The following is an 18,850-nucleotide window of genomic DNA, read 5'->3' on the forward strand; positions in this document are numbered from 1 at the left end:
CCGAGAAAATGCACCCAATATGCGGAGGACGAAGATGTCCCAGAATGTGCCGCTGTCCATGCCGGCCCCGAAGACGCCGGGGTTCACCGATGTGAAAGCCGCCCTGCTGGGCGGGAAAACGTTCCGAAGCCTGAGCGAACAGTCCCTCTCTCCCCGTGAGGAGAAGTTTGAGCGGGCACGCCAGACGCTGGGGTTGTTCCTCGCCCCGGCCGTTGCACTCGTCTTTGCCCTCCTGCCCACAGCGATGGACCCGACCCAGCAACTGCTGGCTGCCGTCCTGCTCGGGGTGATCATCCTGTGGATCTGTGAACCGGTACCCATCCCCGTGGGTGGCCTCATGGGGGTTGCCGCCGTCGTAATCCTCGGGATCGCACCGGCCGCAGAGGTTCTGCAGCCCTTTGGCTCCACGACCATCTTCACGTTTATCGGCGCCTTCATACTGGCCCAGGCCATGCTCAAGCACGGCATCGCGCAGCGGCTGGCCTTCGCCGTCCTGTCCATCCCGGGAGTGGCAAAATCGACCTACCGCATCATCACCGCCTTCGGCGTGATCACCTGCCTGCTCTCGGCCTTCGTCTCGAACACCGCGACGGTGGCCATGCTCCTGCCCACTGCCCTGGGCATCCTGACGGTCATCGGCGAACTTATGCAGGCCCGTGGCACCGTCAAATCCGACTTCGATCCGCTGCGCCTGCGCGTCGGTGCCGCACTCATGCTGATGCTGGCCTACGGCGCCAGCGTCGGCGGCCTGCTCACGCCCGTGGGTTCCCCGCCGAACCTCATCGGCCGCGGCCTGATCGAGGAAGCGACCGGGGTGCGCATCTCGTTTGCCCAGTGGACCGCAACCGCTGCACCGCTCTGCCTCGCCATGTTCATCGTGCTCGCGCTCGTTATGTTCCTGCTCAACAAGCCCGAGATCCGCAGGATTGAAGGCGTTGACGGGTTCATCAGCGAGAAAAAGGCCGAGCAGGGCAAGATGAAGCGGGCGGAGGTCAACACCCTCATCGCCTTCGGCTTTACCGTCACCCTCTGGCTGCTCCCCGCGTTCGCGAGCCTCATCTTCGGCACGGACTCCGGGCAGTACATCTTCCTGGACGACAGGCTGGACGAAGGCATCGTGGCAGTGCTCGGGGCCTCGCTCCTGTTCATTCTGCCCACCGACTGGAAGAAGCGCGAAGCCACCCTCACCTGGGCGGATGCCGCCAAGATCGACTGGGGAACCATCATCCTGTTCGGCACCGGCATCATCTTCGGTTCCCTGCTCTCGGCAACGGGCCTGGCCGAAACCATCGGAACCACCGCCTCCGACACCCTGGGTGTCACCAGCGTCATCACCATCACCGCTTTCTCGGTGATCCTGGCGATCCTTATCTCCGAAACCACCAGCAACACCGCGTCTGCGGCCGTCGTCGTACCCATCGTGATTCCCCTGTGCATAGCGATGGACGTGGACCCGTTCATCCCCGCCCTGGCGGCGAGCTTCGCGGCGTCGTTCGGCTTTATGCTCCCGGTATCGACGCCGCAGAACGCCATTGTCTACGGGTCCGGAACCATACCCATCACGAGGATGATCCGCACGGGACTCGTCTTCGACATCCTCGGGGCAGCGCTCATCATCAGCATTGTGCCCATCATGGTGGGGGTCACCGGCATCGGCGGCTGACGCCGACGCGACATATGCGCGGCTCGGTATCCTAACGCTGCCGGGCCGTCACCAACTGCGCATGCACCCGCTCCAACCGGTCCAGCCACCACTTCCGACGCTCCGGCGGGGCGGCAAACCGTTCGAGCAACTCCTCGGACACCGGCACGTCCCGCACGGCCAGGGCACCGCCGTCGGGCACCAGCGATTCTTCGGTCACGTCTCCGGCCATGAGTGACAAGGTACCCAGCCCGCAGGCATAGGGCAGCTCGGGCAGCGCAGCGGCCAGCGCGACGCCGGTACGGATTCCCACGGATGTGTCGATGGCGGAGCTCACCACGGCCGGCAGCCCGGCCTGCGCCACAATCTCGACGGCCCGGCGTACCCCGCCCAACGGGGCCGCCTTGATGACGATCAGGTCCGCAGCGTCTTCCCGGGCGACCTTCAGCGGGTCGCTTTCCTTCCGCACGCTTTCGTCGGCGGCGATCAGCACGGGAACTCCGCGCCGGCGCATCTCGGTCCGGACGGCACGCAGGCCGTCAATGCCCGCTACGGGTTGTTCGGCATATTCCAGCCCGGCCTCGGCCAGCAGGGTCAGCGTGTCGACGGCGGTGGGCACGTCCCAGCCGGCGTTGGCGTCCACCCGGATACCGGCGTCGGGCAGCAACCGGCGTACCTCGGCCACCCGGGCGAGGTCCTGAAGCGGAGTCTGGCCGGTTTCAGCCACTTTGACCTTCACGGCAGGGACATTTCCGAACCGGGCCAGCACGCCCTCCACCTGGTGCACCGGCACGGCGGGGACCGTGCCGTTCACCGGGATGGCCTTCCGCACCGCTGCGGGATAGCCCTGCCAGGCCGCTTCCAAGGCCGAGGCGAGCCAGGGTGAGGCCTCTGCGTCGGAGTATTCCGGGAACGGGGAAAACTCGCCCCAGCCTGCCGGCCCCTCGATCAGCAGGGCCTCGCGGTGCAGGATGCCGCGGAACTTCACCCGCATGGGAATGGAGACCACGCGGGCTCCGGCTAGGAGGGCAGACAGGTCAGGATTGTTCGGCACCCTGCCAGCCTACGCTTTGACGCTCGCCGGCTGCCCGCTTCGGGTCGAACAGGTAAGGACCACGATGATGTGGCAATCTGGATGCAATGGATACTCGCAACTTGCTGGCACAGCGCGCCCGTGCCGAACGACCGGCTGCGCATAATCCGGCGCTCTTTCTGTTCGCGGCCCTCCTCTGCGCTGCCGGCGTTGCCGCAACGTATTGGTTCTTTGTCCGCACCACCACCGGCCAGCTCGCCGATGAGTCCGCTTTCCAGGAAGCGGAGCTGATTGCACCTGCCACCGAACGGCCGGTGATCGCCTTCCTCGACGAGCTGCCGCTGATCTCCGTCTTCATCGCCGTGATTGTGGTGGTGTTTGTATCCATCCTGCGGCACCGGATTTCACCGGCGGTGATTGCCCTCGGCACTTTCGGAGCAGCAAATGTCAGCAGCCAGCTGCTGAAACGGACCGTGCTGGACCGGCCGGACCGCGGGGTGGTGACCCTGGATTTCAACTCGCTGCCGTCCGGCCACACCACGCTGGCTGCCTCTGCAGCCGCGGCGGTCTTCCTGCTCGCCTCGCCGCGCTGGCGGCCCCTGGTTGCACTCTTCGGCGGCAGCTACGCCGTGCTCGCGGGCGCGGCCACTTTCCTCAACCTCTGGCACCGGCCGGCCGACGTCGTCGCTTCGCTCCTGGTGGTGGCCGCCTGGACCCTTATCGGCGGCCTGGTGATGATGCGGACCAACCCGGACTGGAACCGCTGGCCCGCCAACGGAGCGGCACAGGGAACAGCGAAAGTTATTGCCGTGATCTGCGCCGTGCCCGGAGTGCTGGCCACGGCTGCCAGCCTGGGACTGTACTTCTATGCCCGCTGGGACCCGACGGCGGTGAGCACCTCCGCACCGCTGTACTTCTGGGCGGGCCTGACCCTGATAGTGGGTGTCGGCTTCCTCGTCAGCGCCCTCGCCTGCTGGCTGTTCAACCAGCAGGCCGGAGACCCCGCACGGGTAGCGGGCGGTTCCCGGGGCAATCGCCGCTAGCGGGCCTGCCCGGCGGTCAGCGGGTTGCCTGCGGCCTTCCGCCCGGGAACCCAGATCCAGAGCACGACGGCGCCCAGCAGTCCCAGGACAGCGGTGGCCCCGATCCCTGCCGAGAGCGACACGAGGGCAGTCACACCGGAGAGGATGCCGGGGCCGCCCATGGTCCCCAAATCGGCCATCAGCCGCCAGATGCCCAGGAACTGCGGACGTCCGGGCGAAGGCGAGAAGTCCGCACCAAGGGTCATAACGATCCCGGAGCCGATGCCGTTGCCGAACCCGATCAGCAGTGCGGCCAGCAGCAGTCCGGTTGCCTCGGAAGCCAGCGGCAGCAGCCCGAGGCCCAGCCCCATGATCAGCATGCAGGGCACCGCCACCGAACGCCGCCCCCAGGTGTCCATGGCTTTGCCCGCGGGATAGAAGATCAGCATGTCGATGGCTCCGGAGAGCCCGTAGATCAGCGCCGTGGCGGTGGGGTCCAGGCCGATGTGCTGGCCCCAGAGCGGAATCACTGCCTGCCGTGTCGCACGGACGGCAGCGATCAGCAGCACCCCGATACCGATGGTCCGGAAAATCCGGGCATGGCTTCGCAGGATGGACCGCACGGTGGGCGCGGGGCCGGCGTCGGCCTTGGACACCATCCCCGATCCGCTCCTACCGGAGCGGACCACAAGATCCGGTACCTGGAGGCTGAGGATCCCGGCGCCGACGGCAGCCGCGGCACCCACCCAGTACGCCCCGGTGGTGCCGAAGAAGTGGATTGCACCGGCAGCTGCGAAAGGGCCGATGAAGACGCCGATCCGGTTCACCCCGCCAAGTGTGGACAGGGCCCGTGCCCGGAAGTTCACCGGTACGGCTTCCGTCAGGTAGCTCTGCCGGGCGAGCCCGAAGACCGACCCCGCCATACCGACCATAAACACGGCCAGGGCGAAAACCGCCAGCACCGGGACTGCCGCGGCAAGGACCATCGCCAGCGCGCACCAGGCCGAAGCAGCGACAAGCGCCCATTTCTCCCCGAACCGCGTGGTCACAATCGTGGCAGGCACGTTCGTCAGGAGTGAACCGACGCCGGTAAGGGTGATCACCAGCGCCGCCAGGGCAACAGTGGCGCCCAGACCGCGGGCGCTGAGCGCAATGACCGGCAGGATGGCTCCGGTCGCCAACCCGTAAAGCAGGGTAGGCCCGTAGGCCGGGACAGCTATTTTCCGAAGGCTGAAATCATCCGCTGGCACGGCCCCAGACTATCTCCAAACCGGTTCCGGTCCGGGTCTGGTTACTGCTTGAGCCACTTCCACCGGGCAAGGGTCCGCAGGCGGGTGAGCAATGCCCGGGACTGGTCCGGCCCGTACGGCAGGATGGGAATTGCCTTCGTCATGTCCACCGAGGCCTGGTCCATGGCGCTGCGGGTGACGGCGACGGCCGTGCGCATCTTGTTCATTTGAGTGGTCACGAAATCCACCGTGACGGGCTTGCCGTGCCCCGGAACGAAAACCGTGTACAGGTCCTCGAGTGCCGAAATTTTCCCCAGCGTGCGGATCCAGTCCTTGGGGAAGGAATCCTCGAAGGCCGGATCGGCGCCCTGTTCGACGAGATCGCCGGTGAAGAGCACGTCCCCGGCTCCCACCAGCAGGTCGTGGTCCGTGTGGCCGCGTCCGAGGTGGAAGAGGGTCACGGAGATGCCGCCCAGGTCCAGGTCCACCGGTGCGTCCTCCACCAGCTTCGTGGGTTCGACGATTTCCGTGTTTTCGCCCATGGCCGCAGCCATCTCGGGTTCGACGTCGGCGACCTGCGGACGGTGGCTGTTTCCGTTTTCACGGATACTCGCGGCGCATCCGGCGGTACCCCAGATATCCTCGACGCCGTTGGCGAGCATCAGGGCGTTGCCGAAGTAATGGTCAAAGTGGGCGTGCGTGTTGACGGCCGTGAGCGGCAGGTCGGTCAGCATCCGGGCGGAATCGTAAATTTCCTGCGCCATGCCGGGGCCTGCTCCGGTATCGATCAGCAGCGCCCGATCGTCCCCGATCACCAGCCCGGTATTGACGGCAAAGGCAGCATTGGCGCGCACCCATACCCGGGGTGCGACCTCCTTCCAGCTGCGCTGGGTGGGGATGTGCTGCTGCGGTGTCTCTGTCATGTCAGCTTTCCTTTTCGCCGGCCGGTTTCCAACCTATCGCGGGTGGCTGTCTGCGGCACGTATTACAGGTCCGCCAGCACGCGGCCCGGGTTTTCGACGGCGTCGGCAACGTAGCGCAGGAAGCCTCCGGCGGTCGCGCCGTCGCAGACTCGGTGATCGAACACCAGGGTCAGCTGGGTGACCTTCCGGACCGCGAGCTGGCTGGAAACCACCCACGGTTTTTCGATGATGCGTCCCACTCCAAGGATGGCCGACTCGGGGTAATTGATGATGGCAGCACTGCCGTCCACCCCGTAGACACCGTAGTTGTTGAGCGTGAATGTGCCTGAGGAAAGTTCGGCGGGGGTTGCCCGGCCGGCCTGGGCAGCAGAGGTGAGACGGCGGATCTCCGCGTCCAGTTCCCGAGTGGACAGGGTGTCCGCCCGCCGAACCGAGGGGACCATCAACCCGCGCTCAGCCTGCACTGCGATGCCCAGGTTCACGCCGTCGAAGGCCTCAATCACGGCCTGTTGGCCGTCCTTGGCCTCGTCCGCGTTATCCCGTGTGTCCTCCCCCGGGCCCGCACCGACTCTCTCCTCCGCAGGCACAAACCGGGTGTTGAGTTCCGGGAACCGGGTGAGTCCGGCCAGCGTGAAGCGGGCCAGGAAAGCCAGCAGCGACGGTGCATCCTTCCCCTGCCCGGAAAGGTCCGTGCGCAGGTCCATCAGGGCCGTGGCATCCACGTCCACCCACACGGTCGCCTCGGGGATCAGGCTGCGGCTGCGGCTCAGGTTTGCGGCGACAGTGCGCCGCAGGCCGCGCACCGGAATGCGCGAGGTGACGGTGAGCTCCGTCCGCGCATCCGTTGCGGTCCCGGATTCACCGGTGGCTCCGGTCCTGGTTCCGCCGGCTTTCCGGGCAGAATGAACGTCCCGGCCGGCCTCGGCTCCGGTTCCGCCGGCATTACCTCGGGCAGCCGCTTCTCCAGTGGTTCCTTCCGCCCCAGCGGGCGCCGTGGCGGCTTCGACATCGCGGCGCAGGATCAGCCCGTCAGGACCGCTGCCGGCTACATCCGCCAGCTTCAATCCGGCGTCACGGGCCAGGCGGCGGACCAGAGGGGATACACAACGCGGAGCTTCCGTTCGAGCCGAGGTGCCGGCAACTTGGCCGGCAACTTGGCCGGCAGCCGCGACCGTCCGCCGCCGCGGCGCACGGGTGCGCCGCGGGGACTGCCCGTTGGCCGGGGTTCCGTAGCCGATGAGGACGTTCCCGGACCCTGCCTTCTCTTCCTCCCGGTAGGCCTCCCCTGCCGCAGTCTCGCCGGCGGATGCCGCAGCCGCTACTGCTTCGGCCGCTTCCGCCGGTCCAACGGCAGCCGCAGGTGCGATCGTTTCCCCGGTTCCCGAGGCTGTCATTCCGGCGGCCAGACCGGCCCCCACCGTTGCCCCAGCCGCTGTGTCCACCGAGATCAACGGACGCCCGACGTCGACACTCTCGCCGGCCTGGCCGTGCAACTGCGCCACGCGGCCCGCAAAGGGGGACGGAACTTCCACCAGGGACTTTGCCGTTTCCACTTCGGCCACCGGCTGGTCCACCACCACTGTGTCCCCCACCGCCACGAGCCAGTGGACGAGTTCCGCCTCGGTCAGGCCCTCGCCCAGGTCCGGCAGCAGGAAGGTACGAACACTCATCGGGGATCCTCCGAAGCAGAGATTCGGGGGCCGGTGCCGGCACCGGGAGCCTCCGGCTCCTCCCACTGCAGTTCATCCACGGCGTCCAGGATGCGGTCCACTCCGGGCAGGAACCAGTGTTCCAGCTTCGGCGCCGGATACGGCACATCGAAGCCGGTCACCCGCAGCACCGGTGCGGCGAGGGAATGGAAGCAGCGTTCGGAGATGCGGGCCGCGATTTCCGAAGCGACAGACGCAAACCCCGGTGCTTCGGCAATGACCACTGCGCGTCCGGTGCGCCGGACGGACGCGTCCACGGTGGCGTCGTCGTACGGAACAATCGAGCGCAGGTCGATGACTTCCAGGGACCGGCCCTCTGCTTCGGCGGCTGCCGCTGCAGCCAGCGCCGTCGACACTGACGGCCCGTAAGCCACCAACGTTGCATCCGTTCCGGTGCGTGCCACGGCTGCGGTGCCGATCCCGCCCGAAACCTGTTGGCCCGTGCGCAGCGCTTCATCGGCGGCGCGGCGCAGGACGGCCAGGTCCACTGGTTCCTTGCTCCAGTAGAGCTTCTTCGGTTCCAGGAAAACCACGGGATCATTCAGCCGGATCGCGTCGCGCAGCAGCGTGTAGGCGTCCGCTACGGTTGCCGGCGCGACGACGGTCAGGCCGGGGGTGTGCGCGTAGTAGGCCTCGGAGGAATCACAGTGGTGTTCCACCCCGCCGATCCCGCCCGCATACGGAATGCGGATCACCAGCGGAAGCTTCACCTTTCCCCTGGTGCGGTTGGACATCTTCGCCACGTGGCTGACCACCTGCTCGAACGCAGGATAGGCGAAGGCGTCAAACTGCATCTCCACCACCGGACGCAGACCGTTCATCGCCATGCCCACGGCCATGCCCATGATCCCGGATTCGGCCAGCGGAGTGTCGAAGCAGCGGCCGGTTCCGAACCGAGCAGTCAGCCCGTCGGTGATCCGGAAGACCCCGCCGAGCGGACCCACGTCCTCTCCGAAAACCACCACCGTCGGATCGGCCGCCATTTCGTCGGCGAGCGCGGTGTTGAGCGCCTTGGCGAAGGTCAGGATTTCCGGGCCGGACTCTGCCCCGGCGTCGGTCATCTCCCCCGTCCGGGGCTCAGTGACCGTTGGAGTTGCTGCCATGGTGCTGCCTTTCGGATCAGGAGGTGTCACCGCGAAACGCCGGGATCTGCGGGGTTTCCGGCGTCGCCCGGGCCTGCGTCGGCGTGGCGGACCAGCGCATCGCGTTCGAGCACGTCGCGCTGCAGTTCACCGCGCAGCACCTCGGACTGTTCCTCCAGCTGCGGTGTTCGCCGGGTATAGACGTGTTCAAACAGCGCCAGCGGGTCCGGTTCAACGTCGGCATTCAGGCCCTCGCGCATGGCTGCCGCGAGCGCTTCGGCCGCCGCGGCCAGGTCATCCTCGCGTGCATCATCGAGTAGTCCGCGGCCGCGCAGGTAGGTGCGGGTCCGGGCCAGCGGGTCCCGGGGCAACCAGTCCTGCACTTCTTCCGCCGAACGGTACCGGGTGGCGTCATCCGCGTTGGTGTGGGCCTGCATGCGGTAGGTATGTGCTTCCACCAGTGCCGGTCCGCCGCCTTCGCGTGCCCGCAGCACTGCCGCACCCAGGACGGAGAGGAGGGCGCCGACGTCGTTTCCGTCCACCCGCTCCCCCGGCATGCCGTATCCGATGGCTTTGTGGGCCAGCGACGGCGCCGCGGACTGGTTCTTCAGCGGCACCGAGATGGCGTATTCGTTGTTCTGGATGAAGAACACCACGGGCACGTGGAACACCGCGGCAAAGTTCAGCGCTTCGTGGAAGTCGCCCTCGCTGGTGGCACCGTCACCGCACAGGGCAAGCACCACGGTGTCCTCCCCCTTGAGTTTCGCGGCGTGCGCAACGCCGACGGCGTGCAGCAGCTGGGTGGCCAGGGGGGTGGCCTGCGGCGCCACCCGGTGCTCGTACGGGTCATATCCGCTGTGCCAGTCTCCGCGCAACAGCGTCAGCACCTGCAGCGGGTCCACTCCGCGGGACATCACGGCAACACTGTCCCGGTATGTGGGAAACAGCCAATCCTGTGTTTGGAGCACCGCAGCGGCGGCTACCTGGCAGGCTTCCTGCCCGTGGGAGGAAGGGTAGACGGCCAGCCGTCCCTGACGCACCAGGGCATTGGCCTGGTCATTGATGCGCCGGCCCGCCACCAGACGGGCATAGGCATCCAGCAGCATGTCATCGGCAGGCATCGCGTATCGGGAATCCTGGCGGGCTGCGCCGCCGGCATCGATCAGCTGGACGGGGACGTCCGAGGGCAACAGGGCATCGACGCTCCCGGAACCGCTTTCTGTGCCAAAGGCAGCCTGGCGGGTCCTGTCGGTAGAGATGGTCATCGCGAGCCTCCGTCCGCAGTGCCGCGGCATCCTTGCACGCGGAACTTCTGTCTTGCCAGTATGCTTTCGGGCGCTGAATTGTTACCAGCATTCCCCGAAATCTTGGACGCCAGCGGCCTGCGGGAGTAATCTGATGGACACCTTGCAAATGTGACGCAGATTACTTGGGGAGAGCGTGGACATTATGACTACAACGCAGGTGCAGGCGCTGGATGACATTGACCGGAAGATCCTGGCCGTCCTGCGGGCCGACGGCAGGGCCTCGTTTACCGCCGTCGCGCAGGCGGTCCATATCTCCCGGGCGCACGCCTACTCGCGGATTGCCCGGCTCACCGAGTCCGGAGTCCTCAGCCGGTTCACCGCGCTGGTGGATCCGGAAAAGGCCGGTCTGGGCTCCTCGGCGTATGTGACGCTGAAGGTCCGCCAGCACGCCTGGCGGGAATTGAAGGACCGGCTCAGCGAGGTGCCGGAGATCCACCACATTGCCCTGGTGGGCGGCTCGTTCGACGTTATCGTGCTGGTCCGGGCCGAGGACAACGTTCACCTGCGCAGGGTCATTTTCGACCAGCTGCAGTCCATGCCGGGTGTCCTGGACACTCAGACGTTCCTGGTCTTCGAGGAACGCGATACCCGCTAGCGGCGCAGCAGGGAAGGTAAAAAGCAGGGCCCGCAACTGCAGGCCCTGCTTTTTCGTCCGCTTTTTATGTCTGCCCGGACGCAGCCCGGGCTGCTTCGTTAGCCAAGCGGTTCATCCAGTCCGGCAGGTCAGTTTTCGTCATGGCCCTGGTCGGTGCTCATCTGGTCCTCCGCCGGAGGGGTCTCTCCCGGAGGAACGCCGCCGCCGGGCTCGAGGCCGGTGATGTTGCCGTCCATCGGATCCGGATTGGTGCTTCCGGCCTTGGCCTCGCTGTGGACATGGTTCCCGGTGCCCTCCTGCGTATCGGAGCCCTTTTGCGCATCCTTCGGCTTATCCGGGTTCGCCGGGTCATTGTTCGGGTTATAGCTTTCGGCCATATTCCTGCCTCCTCGGTGTCTCAGGGTTCTCCAGCGCCGGCAAGCACCTGTTGTAAGCATGCTTACGAGTTACCTCCAAGGTAGTCCGGTGTCCACCGCATCACAAGCTGAGCAGGAACACGTCAGCCCTGGAAAACGGGCTTGCGCTTGGCCAGGAAGGCCTTGAACCCCTCCGCATAGTCGGGTGTTCCGCTGAGCTTTTCCTGCACGGTGTTCTCCGCATCGAGAGCCTCCCAGAAACCCAGCCGCCGGTCGCGGATCTGTGCCACGAGTTCCCGGGACGCGGTAAAGGCCTGCGTGGGACCGGAGGCGACGCTCAAGGCCGTGGCACGGGTGCGGTCCAGCAGTTCGGCGGGGTCCATGGCGCGGCTGAACAGTCCGGCAGCCACCGCTTCCGCACCGCTCATCAGTTCCGCCGTGTAGATCAGGTCCAGCGTGCGGTGCGGCCCCAGGCGTTCCGTGAACAGCCAGTGTCCACCCGAATCCAGCGCCGCACCCAGGTTCGCGAACGGCGAGCCGATCTTCGCATCGGCAGCTACGTAGACGACGTCGGTGGCCACCAACAATCCGAGCCCCACTCCCAGGCACGCACCCTGGGCAGCAGCGAACGTCGGCGCGGGAAAGGCGGACATTTTCTGCAGCAGCGGCAGCAGGGCATCCACGAGGTAGCCGCGGGCATCGTCGTGGTCCGGCGAGACAGTGGAAAGGTCCCGCCCTGCACAGAAGCTCCTGCCCTCACCCCGCAGCAAAAGCGCCCGCACGCCCGCGGCAGCGGCGTCGTCGTACGCCCGGCCCAGGTCCGCCAGGGCGCGGGCGTCCAGGGCGTTGAGTTTCTGCGGGGCGTTCAGGACCACTTCGGCCACGCCGTCGTGGATATCGAGTTCAATCAACGGGTGCTCCTAGAAGTCGTAATCAACGGTCACCTCCGGGCTGGTGGGCCGGCTCTGGCAGGTCAGCACGTAGCCGCGCTCCAGTTCCTCCGGTTCCAGCGCGTAGTTCTCCTCCATGTCCACCGTGCCGGAAACCAGCTTGGCCCGGCAGGTTCCGCAGACACCGCCGGCACAGGCGAAGGGCACGTCCGGGCGGACGCGGAGGGCTGCGTTGAGCACGGATTCCCGGGCGTGCACCGGGCTGGCCACCTTGCCCTGCAGCCCGTCAAGCCGGAAGGTGATGTCGAAGTTCTCGCCCGAGCTGTCGGGCAGGACCGGACGGCCGGCGGAACCTTCCGGGCGGTCGGGACGCCCGGTGGTGAAGAGTTCAAAACGCACCCGGGCCGGGTCGACCCCGCGTTCGGCGAGCGCATCACGGCACAACTGCACCAGGTCGAACGGGCCGCAGAGGAACCACTCATCGACAGCTGCTGCAGGGAGCACCGAGTCGATCAGGGTGGTGAGCTTCCCGGCGTCGAGCCGTCCGCTGAGGAGCGGCGAAATCCGCTGCTCGCGGGAGAGAACGTGATGCAGGGCGAACCGGGACGGGTAGCGGTCCTTCAGGTCCGCCAGCTCCTCCAGGAACATCACGTCCATGGCCGCCTTGTTGGCGTAGACCAGGTCAAAGCGCGTGCTGTCGGAGGACGCCAGCACGGTGCGGGCAATTGCGATCACCGGGGTGATGCCGGACCCTGCGGCTACGGCGGCAAACACCTGCCCGTGCACCGCTTCCAGTCCAGGTTGGCCCGGGGCATGCCGGGAGATGAAACTGCCGGCCGGACTCATCACATCCAGCACGTCACCGGCCCTCAAATGCTCGTTCACCCAGGAGGAAAACAACCCGCCCAGGTCCCGCTTGACGGCAACCCTCAGTTCGCCGGGCTTCGGTTCGGCGCAGATGGAGTAGCTGCGCCTCAGTTCCGTGCCGTCCAGCACCGTGCGCAGGGCAACGTACTGTCCCGGCAGATAGGAGTAGGCCTCCACGAGCCCGGACGGCACCGCGAAGGTGACCTCGACGGCGTCTTCGGTCAACCGGCGCACTGCGGCCACGGTCAGTGGATGGAAGGCGCCGCGGCGGGCCGGCGCTTCGGGAAGGGCTGTCATGGCTTCAGAGCACCTTGAAGTAGTCGAACGGTTCCCGGCAGTCGCCGCACACCCACAGCGCCTTGCAGGACGTGGAGCCGAAGCGGGTCAGCTCACGGGTATTCAAAGAGGAGCACTGGGGACATTTCACGCTCAGGCCCACCCGCACGGGACCCGCAGCGGCCTGTCCCGACGGCGGCGCGATTCCGTAGGCGTCCAACTTGGCTTTGCCTGCACTGCTCATCCAGTCGGTGGTCCACGCCGGAGCCAGTTCCAGGGAAACCTGGACGCTGGGATAACCGGCAGCATCCAGGGCGGCGGCGACGTCCTGCCGGATGGCGTCCATGGCGGGGCAGCCGGAATAGGTGGGGGTAACGGCCACCAACACCCGCGCGCCGATGACCTCCACCCGCCGGAGCACACCCAGGTCCTCGATGGTCAGTACGGGGATTTCGGGGTCGCAGACCGTGGCGGCGATATCCCAGGCTGCTGCTGCGGCAGGGTCCGCCGGACGCAGCACCGAGCGTTCCACCGGGTTCTCCACGGCAGGGTCCGCCGGACGCAGGGAGGATTCCATCAGGCTCACCACGAGGCACCGGGATGTTCGCGGGCCAGCACCTGCATCTCGGCCAGCAGATAACCCAGATGTTCGCTGTGCCGTCCGCGCCGGCCGCCGCCGGGAGCAGGCGGCACCGCGGGCAGGTCCAGTTCCGCTTCGCGCAGCACGCCGGCAATGTTGCCGTCGAAGGCAGGCTTCAGGGACGAGGGCAGAACGGCCCGGTCGCCGAGCGAAGCCACAAGCTCGTCGTCGTCGAACAGCTCTGCCACGTACGGCCAGGTCAGTTCGAGCGCACGGATCATCCGGCGTCGGGATTCGTCCGTGCCCAGGCCGAGCCGGAGCACCCACTGTGCGCTGTGGTCCCGGTGGTAGTCCACTTCCTTGACCGCCTTCGCCGCGATCGCTGCAAGGGTGGAATCCGTGGAATGCTGCAGCGCGCCGTACAGCTCGAACTGGTAAAAGGACACCACGAGCTGCCGGGCAATGGTGCGGGCAAAATCACCGTTGGGCTGTTCCACCAGATGCACGGAGCGGAATTCTGTTTCCTTCCGCCAATACGCGAGATCGTCCTCGGTACGGCCGTCGGCGCTGCCGGTATAGCTGAGGAAGGACCGGGCATGCCCGATCAGGTCCAGGGCAATGTTCCCCAGTGCCACATCCTCTTCCAGTTCGGGTGCCCGGGAGATCCACCAGCCGAGCCGCTGCGCCAGTACCAGTGCGTCGTCGCCCAGGCGCAGGGCGTAAGCGGCGGCGTCGGGATCCGCACGCGTTCCCGCGGCGGCAATGTCCTCCGGCCGCAGGGCGTTGCCCGGTGTAATCCGGGTGGCGCTGTCTGAACTCACAGGTGCTTCACCCCTTCCGACTTGGTGTAGTAGGTGGCGTGGCGGTAATCCTTGCCCTGCGGGGATTCGAAGAACTGTCCCTTGGCGTCGGGATCGCTGGCGATGATGGCCGACGCCGGCACCACCCAGAGCGAGACACCCTCGTTTCGCCGGGTGTAGAGATCCCTGGCATTGCGTACCGCCATATCCGCGTCCGGTGCATGGAGCGAACCGGCATGCACATGGGACAGGCCCCGGGAGGAGCGGACAAACACTTCCCACAGCGGCCAGGACGCAGTGGGGGTCTGTGTACCCGTTGGCGTGCCCGCAGGCTGCAGGCCACCATCGCGTACGGCACCCGGCGCCGCGCCGCCGTCGTTCCCTGCGGCCGTACCCGTGCCCGCGACGGCAGGCTTCGAACCGTCGTCGCCCGTGGTTGATCCGCCCGTCATGGCTACGCCGCCCCCGCTTCGCTGGACATCGCGCCTTCGCTGCTGTGGCCGGCCTGGCGGGCGGCATAGGCCGCCGCGGCTTCACGCACCCAGGCACCGTCTTCGTGGGCTTCCCGCCGTCGGGCCAGCCGCTGTGAGTTGCACTGGCCGCGGCCGGCGAGGACTTCGGAGAACTCGTCCCAGTCCAGCGGCCCGTGTTCCCAGCGTCCGGTCTCCTCGTTGTAACGGATATCCGCATCGGGAAGGGTCAGGCCGAGCACCTTCACCTGCTCCACAATCATGCCGACAAAACGGGAACGCAGCTCGTCGTTGGAGAAGCGTTTGATGTTCCACGCCATGGACTGGCGGGAGTTCGGCGAATCATCGTCCGGCGGTCCGAACATCATCAGCGAGGGGGCGTACCAGCGGTTGATGGCGTCCTGGGCCAGCTCCCGCTGTGCGGGGGTGCCGTTGGCCAGCTCCAGCAGGATCTCGAAGCCCTGCCGCTGGTGGAAGGACTCCTCCTTGCAGATCCGGACCATGGCCCGCCCGTAGGGACCGTAGGAGGCACGGCAGAGCGGGACCTGGTTGCAGATGGCGGCACCGTCCACCAGCCAGCCGATGGCACCCATATCCGCCCACGTCAGCGTGGGGTAGTTGAAGATGCTGGAGTAGCGCGCCTTGCCGGCAATGAGGTCGGCAGTCATTTGGTCCCGCGGGGTGCCCAGGGTTTCAGCGGCGGAGTAGAGGTAGAGGCCGTGGCCTGCTTCGTCCTGCACCTTCGCCATCAGGATCGCTTTGCGTTTCAGGGACGGTGCACGGGTGATCCAGTTTGCTTCCGGCTGCATGCCGATGATTTCCGAGTGTGCGTGCTGGGAGATCTGCCGGACGAGCGTCTTTCGGTACCCCTCGGGCATCCAGTCCCGCGGCTCCACCCGGGCATCCGCTGCAATGAGTGCGTCAAAGTGCTCTTGCCCGCTCATGGTTTCTCCGCTTTCATTGCGCCGAATAGCAGTCATTCCGACCGGTAGCCGTCCCGCTGAATAATTACCGACCGTTCGTTCAGGATATGGAGGCGGAATGGGCCCGTCAAGGGGCAGGCCATGTAAAACTGGTGAGTAGACGTTGCGTTGCGGAAAGGAAAGTCATGGGTGTTCCAGAGCCCGACGCCGGCCGTCGGGCCATCCGCGCGGGTGTAGCTTCGGCCAGCAGCGGACCCTCGCCGGAGTTGGTCGGAACCGGACCGACGGGACGGGCGTCGGCTGCGGCCGTCATCGTCCCCACGCTTCTGGGTCTGCTGGGTTTCTTTGCCGTGTCGGCAGCCGTGACTGCTGAAGAGGCGACCGTCAGCGTCACCGTTCCGGGTCTGCTGCTGGCCCTTACCGCCATGGTGGTGGCCGGAGTCAGCCCGCTTTACGCAGTGAATCCCACCTGGGGATCCCTTCGGCGGCCGGCCCTCCTGCTGGCGGCCTGCCTCCTGATGGAGACCCTACTGTTCCTGTTCGCACCGGAGATGATCCTGTTCTCGCTGCCGGCGCTCCCGCTGGCCCTGTGCGGAGGAGGCGTCCTGCTGTCGACGAGCCTGTGGGGCCAGTTCCGCAAGGGTCCGGCGCCCGAGCCGGTGCTGCTTCCCCGGCACCAAGCCTCCGCGCGCTCCTTTACCTCCACTTTGCTGGTGGTGGCAGTGAACTGGGCACTCTTCCTCGCCGCCGGTGCACTTTGCGCCTGGCTGCTGCTGGGAGACTAGCCTGCCGGGAACTAGCCCACCCGGGGATTAACCGCCCGGGGGATTAACCGCCCGGGATTGGCCCACGGCCAACCTCGAGACCAACCCCCGGAGACCGGCCGCGGGGCTAAGCCGCGAGCATAACGGCAGCGCGGTCCTTCGACGCCGCCGCCGGGATGGATATATTCGAAGCATGACTACTCCCCTGCCTCCGGTTGCCAAGAAAGTCCCCACCGAACGCACCCGCCACGGTGACACGTTCATTGACAACTATGAGTGGCTCCGGGAGAAGGAAAACCCGGAGGTGGTGGAACACCTCAAGGCAGAGAACGCCTACTCCGCCGCGATGACGGCAGACCAGGAAGAGCTGCGCGGACAGATCTTCAACGAAATCAAGAACCGCACCGAGGAAACGGACCTGTCCGTTCCGGCACGCAAAAAGGGCTGGTGGTATTACACCCGCACCGAGGAAGGCAAGCAGTACGCCATCCACTGCCGCACGGCCGCACAGGACACCGGGAACCTCGACGCCGACTGGACGCCGCCCGCCGTGGTCCCCGGTGTTCCGGTTCCGGGCGAACAGATCCTCGTGGACGGCAACGCCGAGGCCGAGGGCAAGCCCTTCTTCTCGCTCGGCGGCCTGGCGGTCACCGAAGACGGAAACCTGCTGGCCTACTCCGAGGACAACGCCGGAGACGAGCGGTTCACGCTGCGGATCAAGGACCTGCGCACCGGCGACCTGCTGCCGGACGTCATTTCCAACGTCTTCTACTCGCTGGCCTTCTCCCCCGACGGCCGCCGCGTCTTCTACACCGTGGTGGATGATTCCTGGCGTCCCTACCAGGTCAAGGCCCACACGCTCGGCACCCCGGTGGAGGACGACGTCGTCATCTACCAGGAAGACGACATTGCCATGTGGACCGGCTTCGACCTCTCGGCCGACCGCCGGCAGCTGCTCATCGGCATCAGCAGCTCCGAATACAGCGAATACCGGGTCCTGGACTTCGACGACCCCTCCGGCACCGTCCGCACGCTGATTCCCCGCAGCGAGCGCATCCTTTACGAAGCCGAGCCGCTGACCCTGGACGGCGCACGCAAATACCTGGTGACGCACAACCGGAACGCCCTGAACTCGATGCTCTCGCTCGTCGCCGAAGAGGAATTCGCCAAGCCGCTGGCGGACCAGCACTGGGAGACCGTCATTGCGCACGATGACACCGTGCGTGTGAACGGTGCCGCCGTCACCCGCACCCATGTGCTCGTGTCGGTCCGCAAGGACACCACCGAGCGGGTGCAGATCCTTCCCGTGGACGGCCTCGGCATTCCGGCGCAGGGCACGCCCGTGGAACCGGCCTTCGACGAAGAGCTTTACACGGCCAACCTGGCCAACGCCGAGTTCGATTCCCCGATCATCCGCCTCAGCTACACCTCCTACCTCACGCCGCCGCGCGTCTACGACTACGTGCTGGCCACCGGTGAGCTGGAACTGCGGAAGGAAACCCCCGTGAAGGGCGGCTACCGTTCCGAGGAGTACGTCGCCGAACGCGAATGGGCGACGGCGGCGGACGGCACCCGCATTCCGCTCTCCGTCATCCGCCGGGCGGACCTGCAGCGGGACGGCAGCAACCCGGCGCTGGTCTACGCGTACGGCAGCTACGAACTGAGCATGGATCCGGCATTCAACATCGCCCGGCTGTCGCTGCTGGACCGCGGCGTCGTCTACGTGGTGGCGCACATCCGCGGCGGCGGGGAGATGGGCCGCGCCTGGTACGACAACGGCAAGAAGCTGAACAAGAAGAACACCTTCACCGACTTCGTGGATGCCACGGACTGGGTTGCCGCCTCGGGCTGGGCGGATCCGGACCGGATTGCCGCAATGGGCGGTTCCGCCGGTGGCCTGCTGATGGGCGCCGTCGCAAACCTGGCCCCGGAAAAGTACCGTGCCATTGTGGCGCAGGTGCCTTTCGTGGATGCGCTGACCACCATCCTGGATCCCGACCTGCCGCTGTCGGCCCTGGAATGGGAGGAATGGGGTAACCCCATCACCGATCCGGAGGTCTACCGGTACATGAAGGAGTACACCCCGTACGAAAACATCCGGGCCGTGGACTACCCGCAGATCGCGGCGGTCACCAGCTTCAACGACACCCGTGTGCTGTACGTCGAACCGGCCAAGTGGGTGGCACAGCTGCGCGAGACCACTACCGGCAGCGAACCGATTGTCCTGAAGATCGAAATGGACGGCGGCCACGGCGGAGCATCGGGCCGGTACGAGGCATGGAAGGACCGGGCGTGGGACTACGCGTTCATCCTGTCCGCACTCGGCGCCCGGGAACTGCTGCCGGCTGCTCGCCGGGAAAACGCGGCCTAGGCGGACGGGGC

18 protein-coding genes are annotated in these 18,850 nt (G+C 66.6%); 5 read left to right on the plus strand and 13 right to left on the minus strand.

Going from position 1 to position 18,850, the window contains the following annotated elements; all coding sequences use genetic code 11:
- Positions 1-34 precede the first annotated feature (34 nt).
- On the plus strand, positions 35-1,663 hold the full coding sequence (locus N2L00_RS13010) for a DASS family sodium-coupled anion symporter (RefSeq protein WP_255764979.1): 1,629 nt from the start codon (positions 35-37) through the stop codon (positions 1,661-1,663).
- A 31-nt stretch (positions 1,664-1,694) separates the two neighbouring features.
- Here N2L00_RS13010 and N2L00_RS13015 read toward each other — a convergent pair whose 3' ends face one another.
- Positions 1,695-2,696 (minus strand): o-succinylbenzoate synthase, encoded by a 1,002-nt coding sequence (locus tag N2L00_RS13015; RefSeq protein WP_255862591.1) that lies wholly within the window; start codon positions 2,694-2,696, stop codon positions 1,695-1,697.
- 86 nt (positions 2,697-2,782) lie between these two features.
- Here N2L00_RS13015 and N2L00_RS13020 point away from each other — a divergent pair, with 86 nt between their 5' ends.
- Positions 2,783-3,718 (plus strand): phosphatase PAP2 family protein, encoded by a 936-nt coding sequence (locus N2L00_RS13020; RefSeq protein ID WP_255862590.1) that lies wholly within the window; start codon positions 2,783-2,785, stop codon positions 3,716-3,718.
- Here the strand turns inward: N2L00_RS13020 and N2L00_RS13025 are convergent.
- The 5 genes from N2L00_RS13025 to pdhA form a co-directional block, all read right to left on the minus strand.
- Positions 3,715-4,947 carry an MFS transporter gene (locus N2L00_RS13025; RefSeq protein WP_255862589.1) on the minus strand — a complete coding sequence of 411 codons (1,233 nt, stop codon included), beginning with the start codon at positions 4,945-4,947 and terminating at the stop codon, positions 3,715-3,717. The two genes, N2L00_RS13020 and N2L00_RS13025, sit on opposite strands and share 4 nt — an antisense overlap.
- A gap of 41 nt (positions 4,948-4,988) precedes the next feature.
- Positions 4,989-5,849: an MBL fold metallo-hydrolase gene (locus N2L00_RS13030; protein WP_255862588.1), complete on the minus strand. Its 861-nt coding sequence runs from the start codon at positions 5,847-5,849 to the stop codon at positions 4,989-4,991.
- Between the two features lie 62 nt (positions 5,850-5,911).
- Complete coding sequence (locus N2L00_RS13035) at positions 5,912-7,519, minus strand: dihydrolipoamide acetyltransferase family protein (protein ID WP_255862587.1); 1,608 nt, start codon at positions 7,517-7,519, stop codon at positions 5,912-5,914.
- The gene (locus N2L00_RS13040) at positions 7,516-8,619 is read right to left on the minus strand and encodes an alpha-ketoacid dehydrogenase subunit beta (protein ID WP_255862813.1); all 1,104 of its coding nucleotides are present in this window, start codon (positions 8,617-8,619) and stop codon (positions 7,516-7,518) included. Before N2L00_RS13040 ends, N2L00_RS13035 begins: the two co-directional genes overlap by 4 nt.
- Positions 8,620-8,687: 68 nt before the next feature.
- The gene (gene pdhA / locus N2L00_RS13045) at positions 8,688-9,905 is read right to left on the minus strand and encodes a pyruvate dehydrogenase (acetyl-transferring) E1 component subunit alpha (RefSeq protein WP_255862586.1); all 1,218 of its coding nucleotides are present in this window, start codon (positions 9,903-9,905) and stop codon (positions 8,688-8,690) included.
- Positions 9,906-10,089: 184 nt separating this feature from the next.
- Here pdhA and N2L00_RS13050 point away from each other — a divergent pair, with 184 nt between their 5' ends.
- Positions 10,090-10,542 (plus strand): Lrp/AsnC family transcriptional regulator, encoded by a 453-nt coding sequence (locus N2L00_RS13050; protein ID WP_255764986.1) that lies wholly within the window; start codon positions 10,090-10,092, stop codon positions 10,540-10,542.
- Between the two features lie 128 nt (positions 10,543-10,670).
- On the opposite strand, the gene N2L00_RS13055 is transcribed toward N2L00_RS13050, so the two are convergent.
- From N2L00_RS13055 to paaA, 7 genes are all read right to left on the minus strand, one after another.
- On the minus strand, positions 10,671-10,919 hold the full coding sequence (locus N2L00_RS13055; protein WP_255862585.1) for a DUF6480 family protein: 249 nt from the start codon (positions 10,917-10,919) through the stop codon (positions 10,671-10,673).
- Between the two features lie 122 nt (positions 10,920-11,041).
- Positions 11,042-11,809, minus strand: coding sequence for an enoyl-CoA hydratase/isomerase family protein (locus N2L00_RS13060; RefSeq protein WP_255862584.1), 768 nt, complete (start codon positions 11,807-11,809; stop codon positions 11,042-11,044).
- 9 nt (positions 11,810-11,818) lie between these two features.
- Entirely contained in the window at positions 11,819-12,952 is a 1,134-nt protein-coding gene (gene paaE / locus N2L00_RS13065) for a 1,2-phenylacetyl-CoA epoxidase subunit PaaE (protein ID WP_255862583.1), read from the minus strand.
- Between the two features lie 4 nt (positions 12,953-12,956).
- Positions 12,957-13,508, minus strand: coding sequence for a 1,2-phenylacetyl-CoA epoxidase subunit PaaD (paaD, locus tag N2L00_RS13070; RefSeq protein WP_255764990.1), 552 nt, complete (start codon positions 13,506-13,508; stop codon positions 12,957-12,959).
- A gap of 5 nt (positions 13,509-13,513) precedes the next feature.
- Positions 13,514-14,332 carry a 1,2-phenylacetyl-CoA epoxidase subunit PaaC gene (gene paaC, locus N2L00_RS13075; RefSeq protein ID WP_255862582.1) on the minus strand — a complete coding sequence of 273 codons (819 nt, stop codon included), beginning with the start codon at positions 14,330-14,332 and terminating at the stop codon, positions 13,514-13,516.
- Positions 14,329-14,763 carry a 1,2-phenylacetyl-CoA epoxidase subunit PaaB gene (gene paaB, locus N2L00_RS13080; RefSeq protein WP_255862581.1) on the minus strand — a complete coding sequence of 145 codons (435 nt, stop codon included), beginning with the start codon at positions 14,761-14,763 and terminating at the stop codon, positions 14,329-14,331. The genes paaC and paaB overlap by 4 nt, the downstream gene beginning before the upstream one ends.
- Positions 14,764-14,765: 2 nt before the next feature.
- Complete coding sequence (gene paaA, locus N2L00_RS13085; RefSeq protein WP_304661036.1) at positions 14,766-15,725, minus strand: 1,2-phenylacetyl-CoA epoxidase subunit PaaA; 960 nt, start codon at positions 15,723-15,725, stop codon at positions 14,766-14,768.
- Positions 15,726-15,889: 164 nt separating this feature from the next.
- Here paaA and N2L00_RS13090 point away from each other — a divergent pair, with 164 nt between their 5' ends.
- Both N2L00_RS13090 and N2L00_RS13095 read left to right on the plus strand, forming a co-directional pair.
- A complete protein-coding gene (locus N2L00_RS13090) occupies positions 15,890-16,489 on the plus strand; it encodes a hypothetical protein (protein WP_255862579.1) in 600 nt (199 codons plus the stop codon).
- Positions 16,490-16,661: 172 nt separating this feature from the next.
- Positions 16,662-18,839 carry a S9 family peptidase gene (locus N2L00_RS13095; protein WP_255862578.1) on the plus strand — a complete coding sequence of 726 codons (2,178 nt, stop codon included), beginning with the start codon at positions 16,662-16,664 and terminating at the stop codon, positions 18,837-18,839.
- Positions 18,840-18,850 lie beyond the last annotated feature (11 nt).

The organism is Arthrobacter sp. zg-Y1171, from assembly GCF_025244845.1.
Taxonomy (GTDB): Bacteria; Actinomycetota; Actinomycetes; order Actinomycetales; family Micrococcaceae; genus Arthrobacter_B.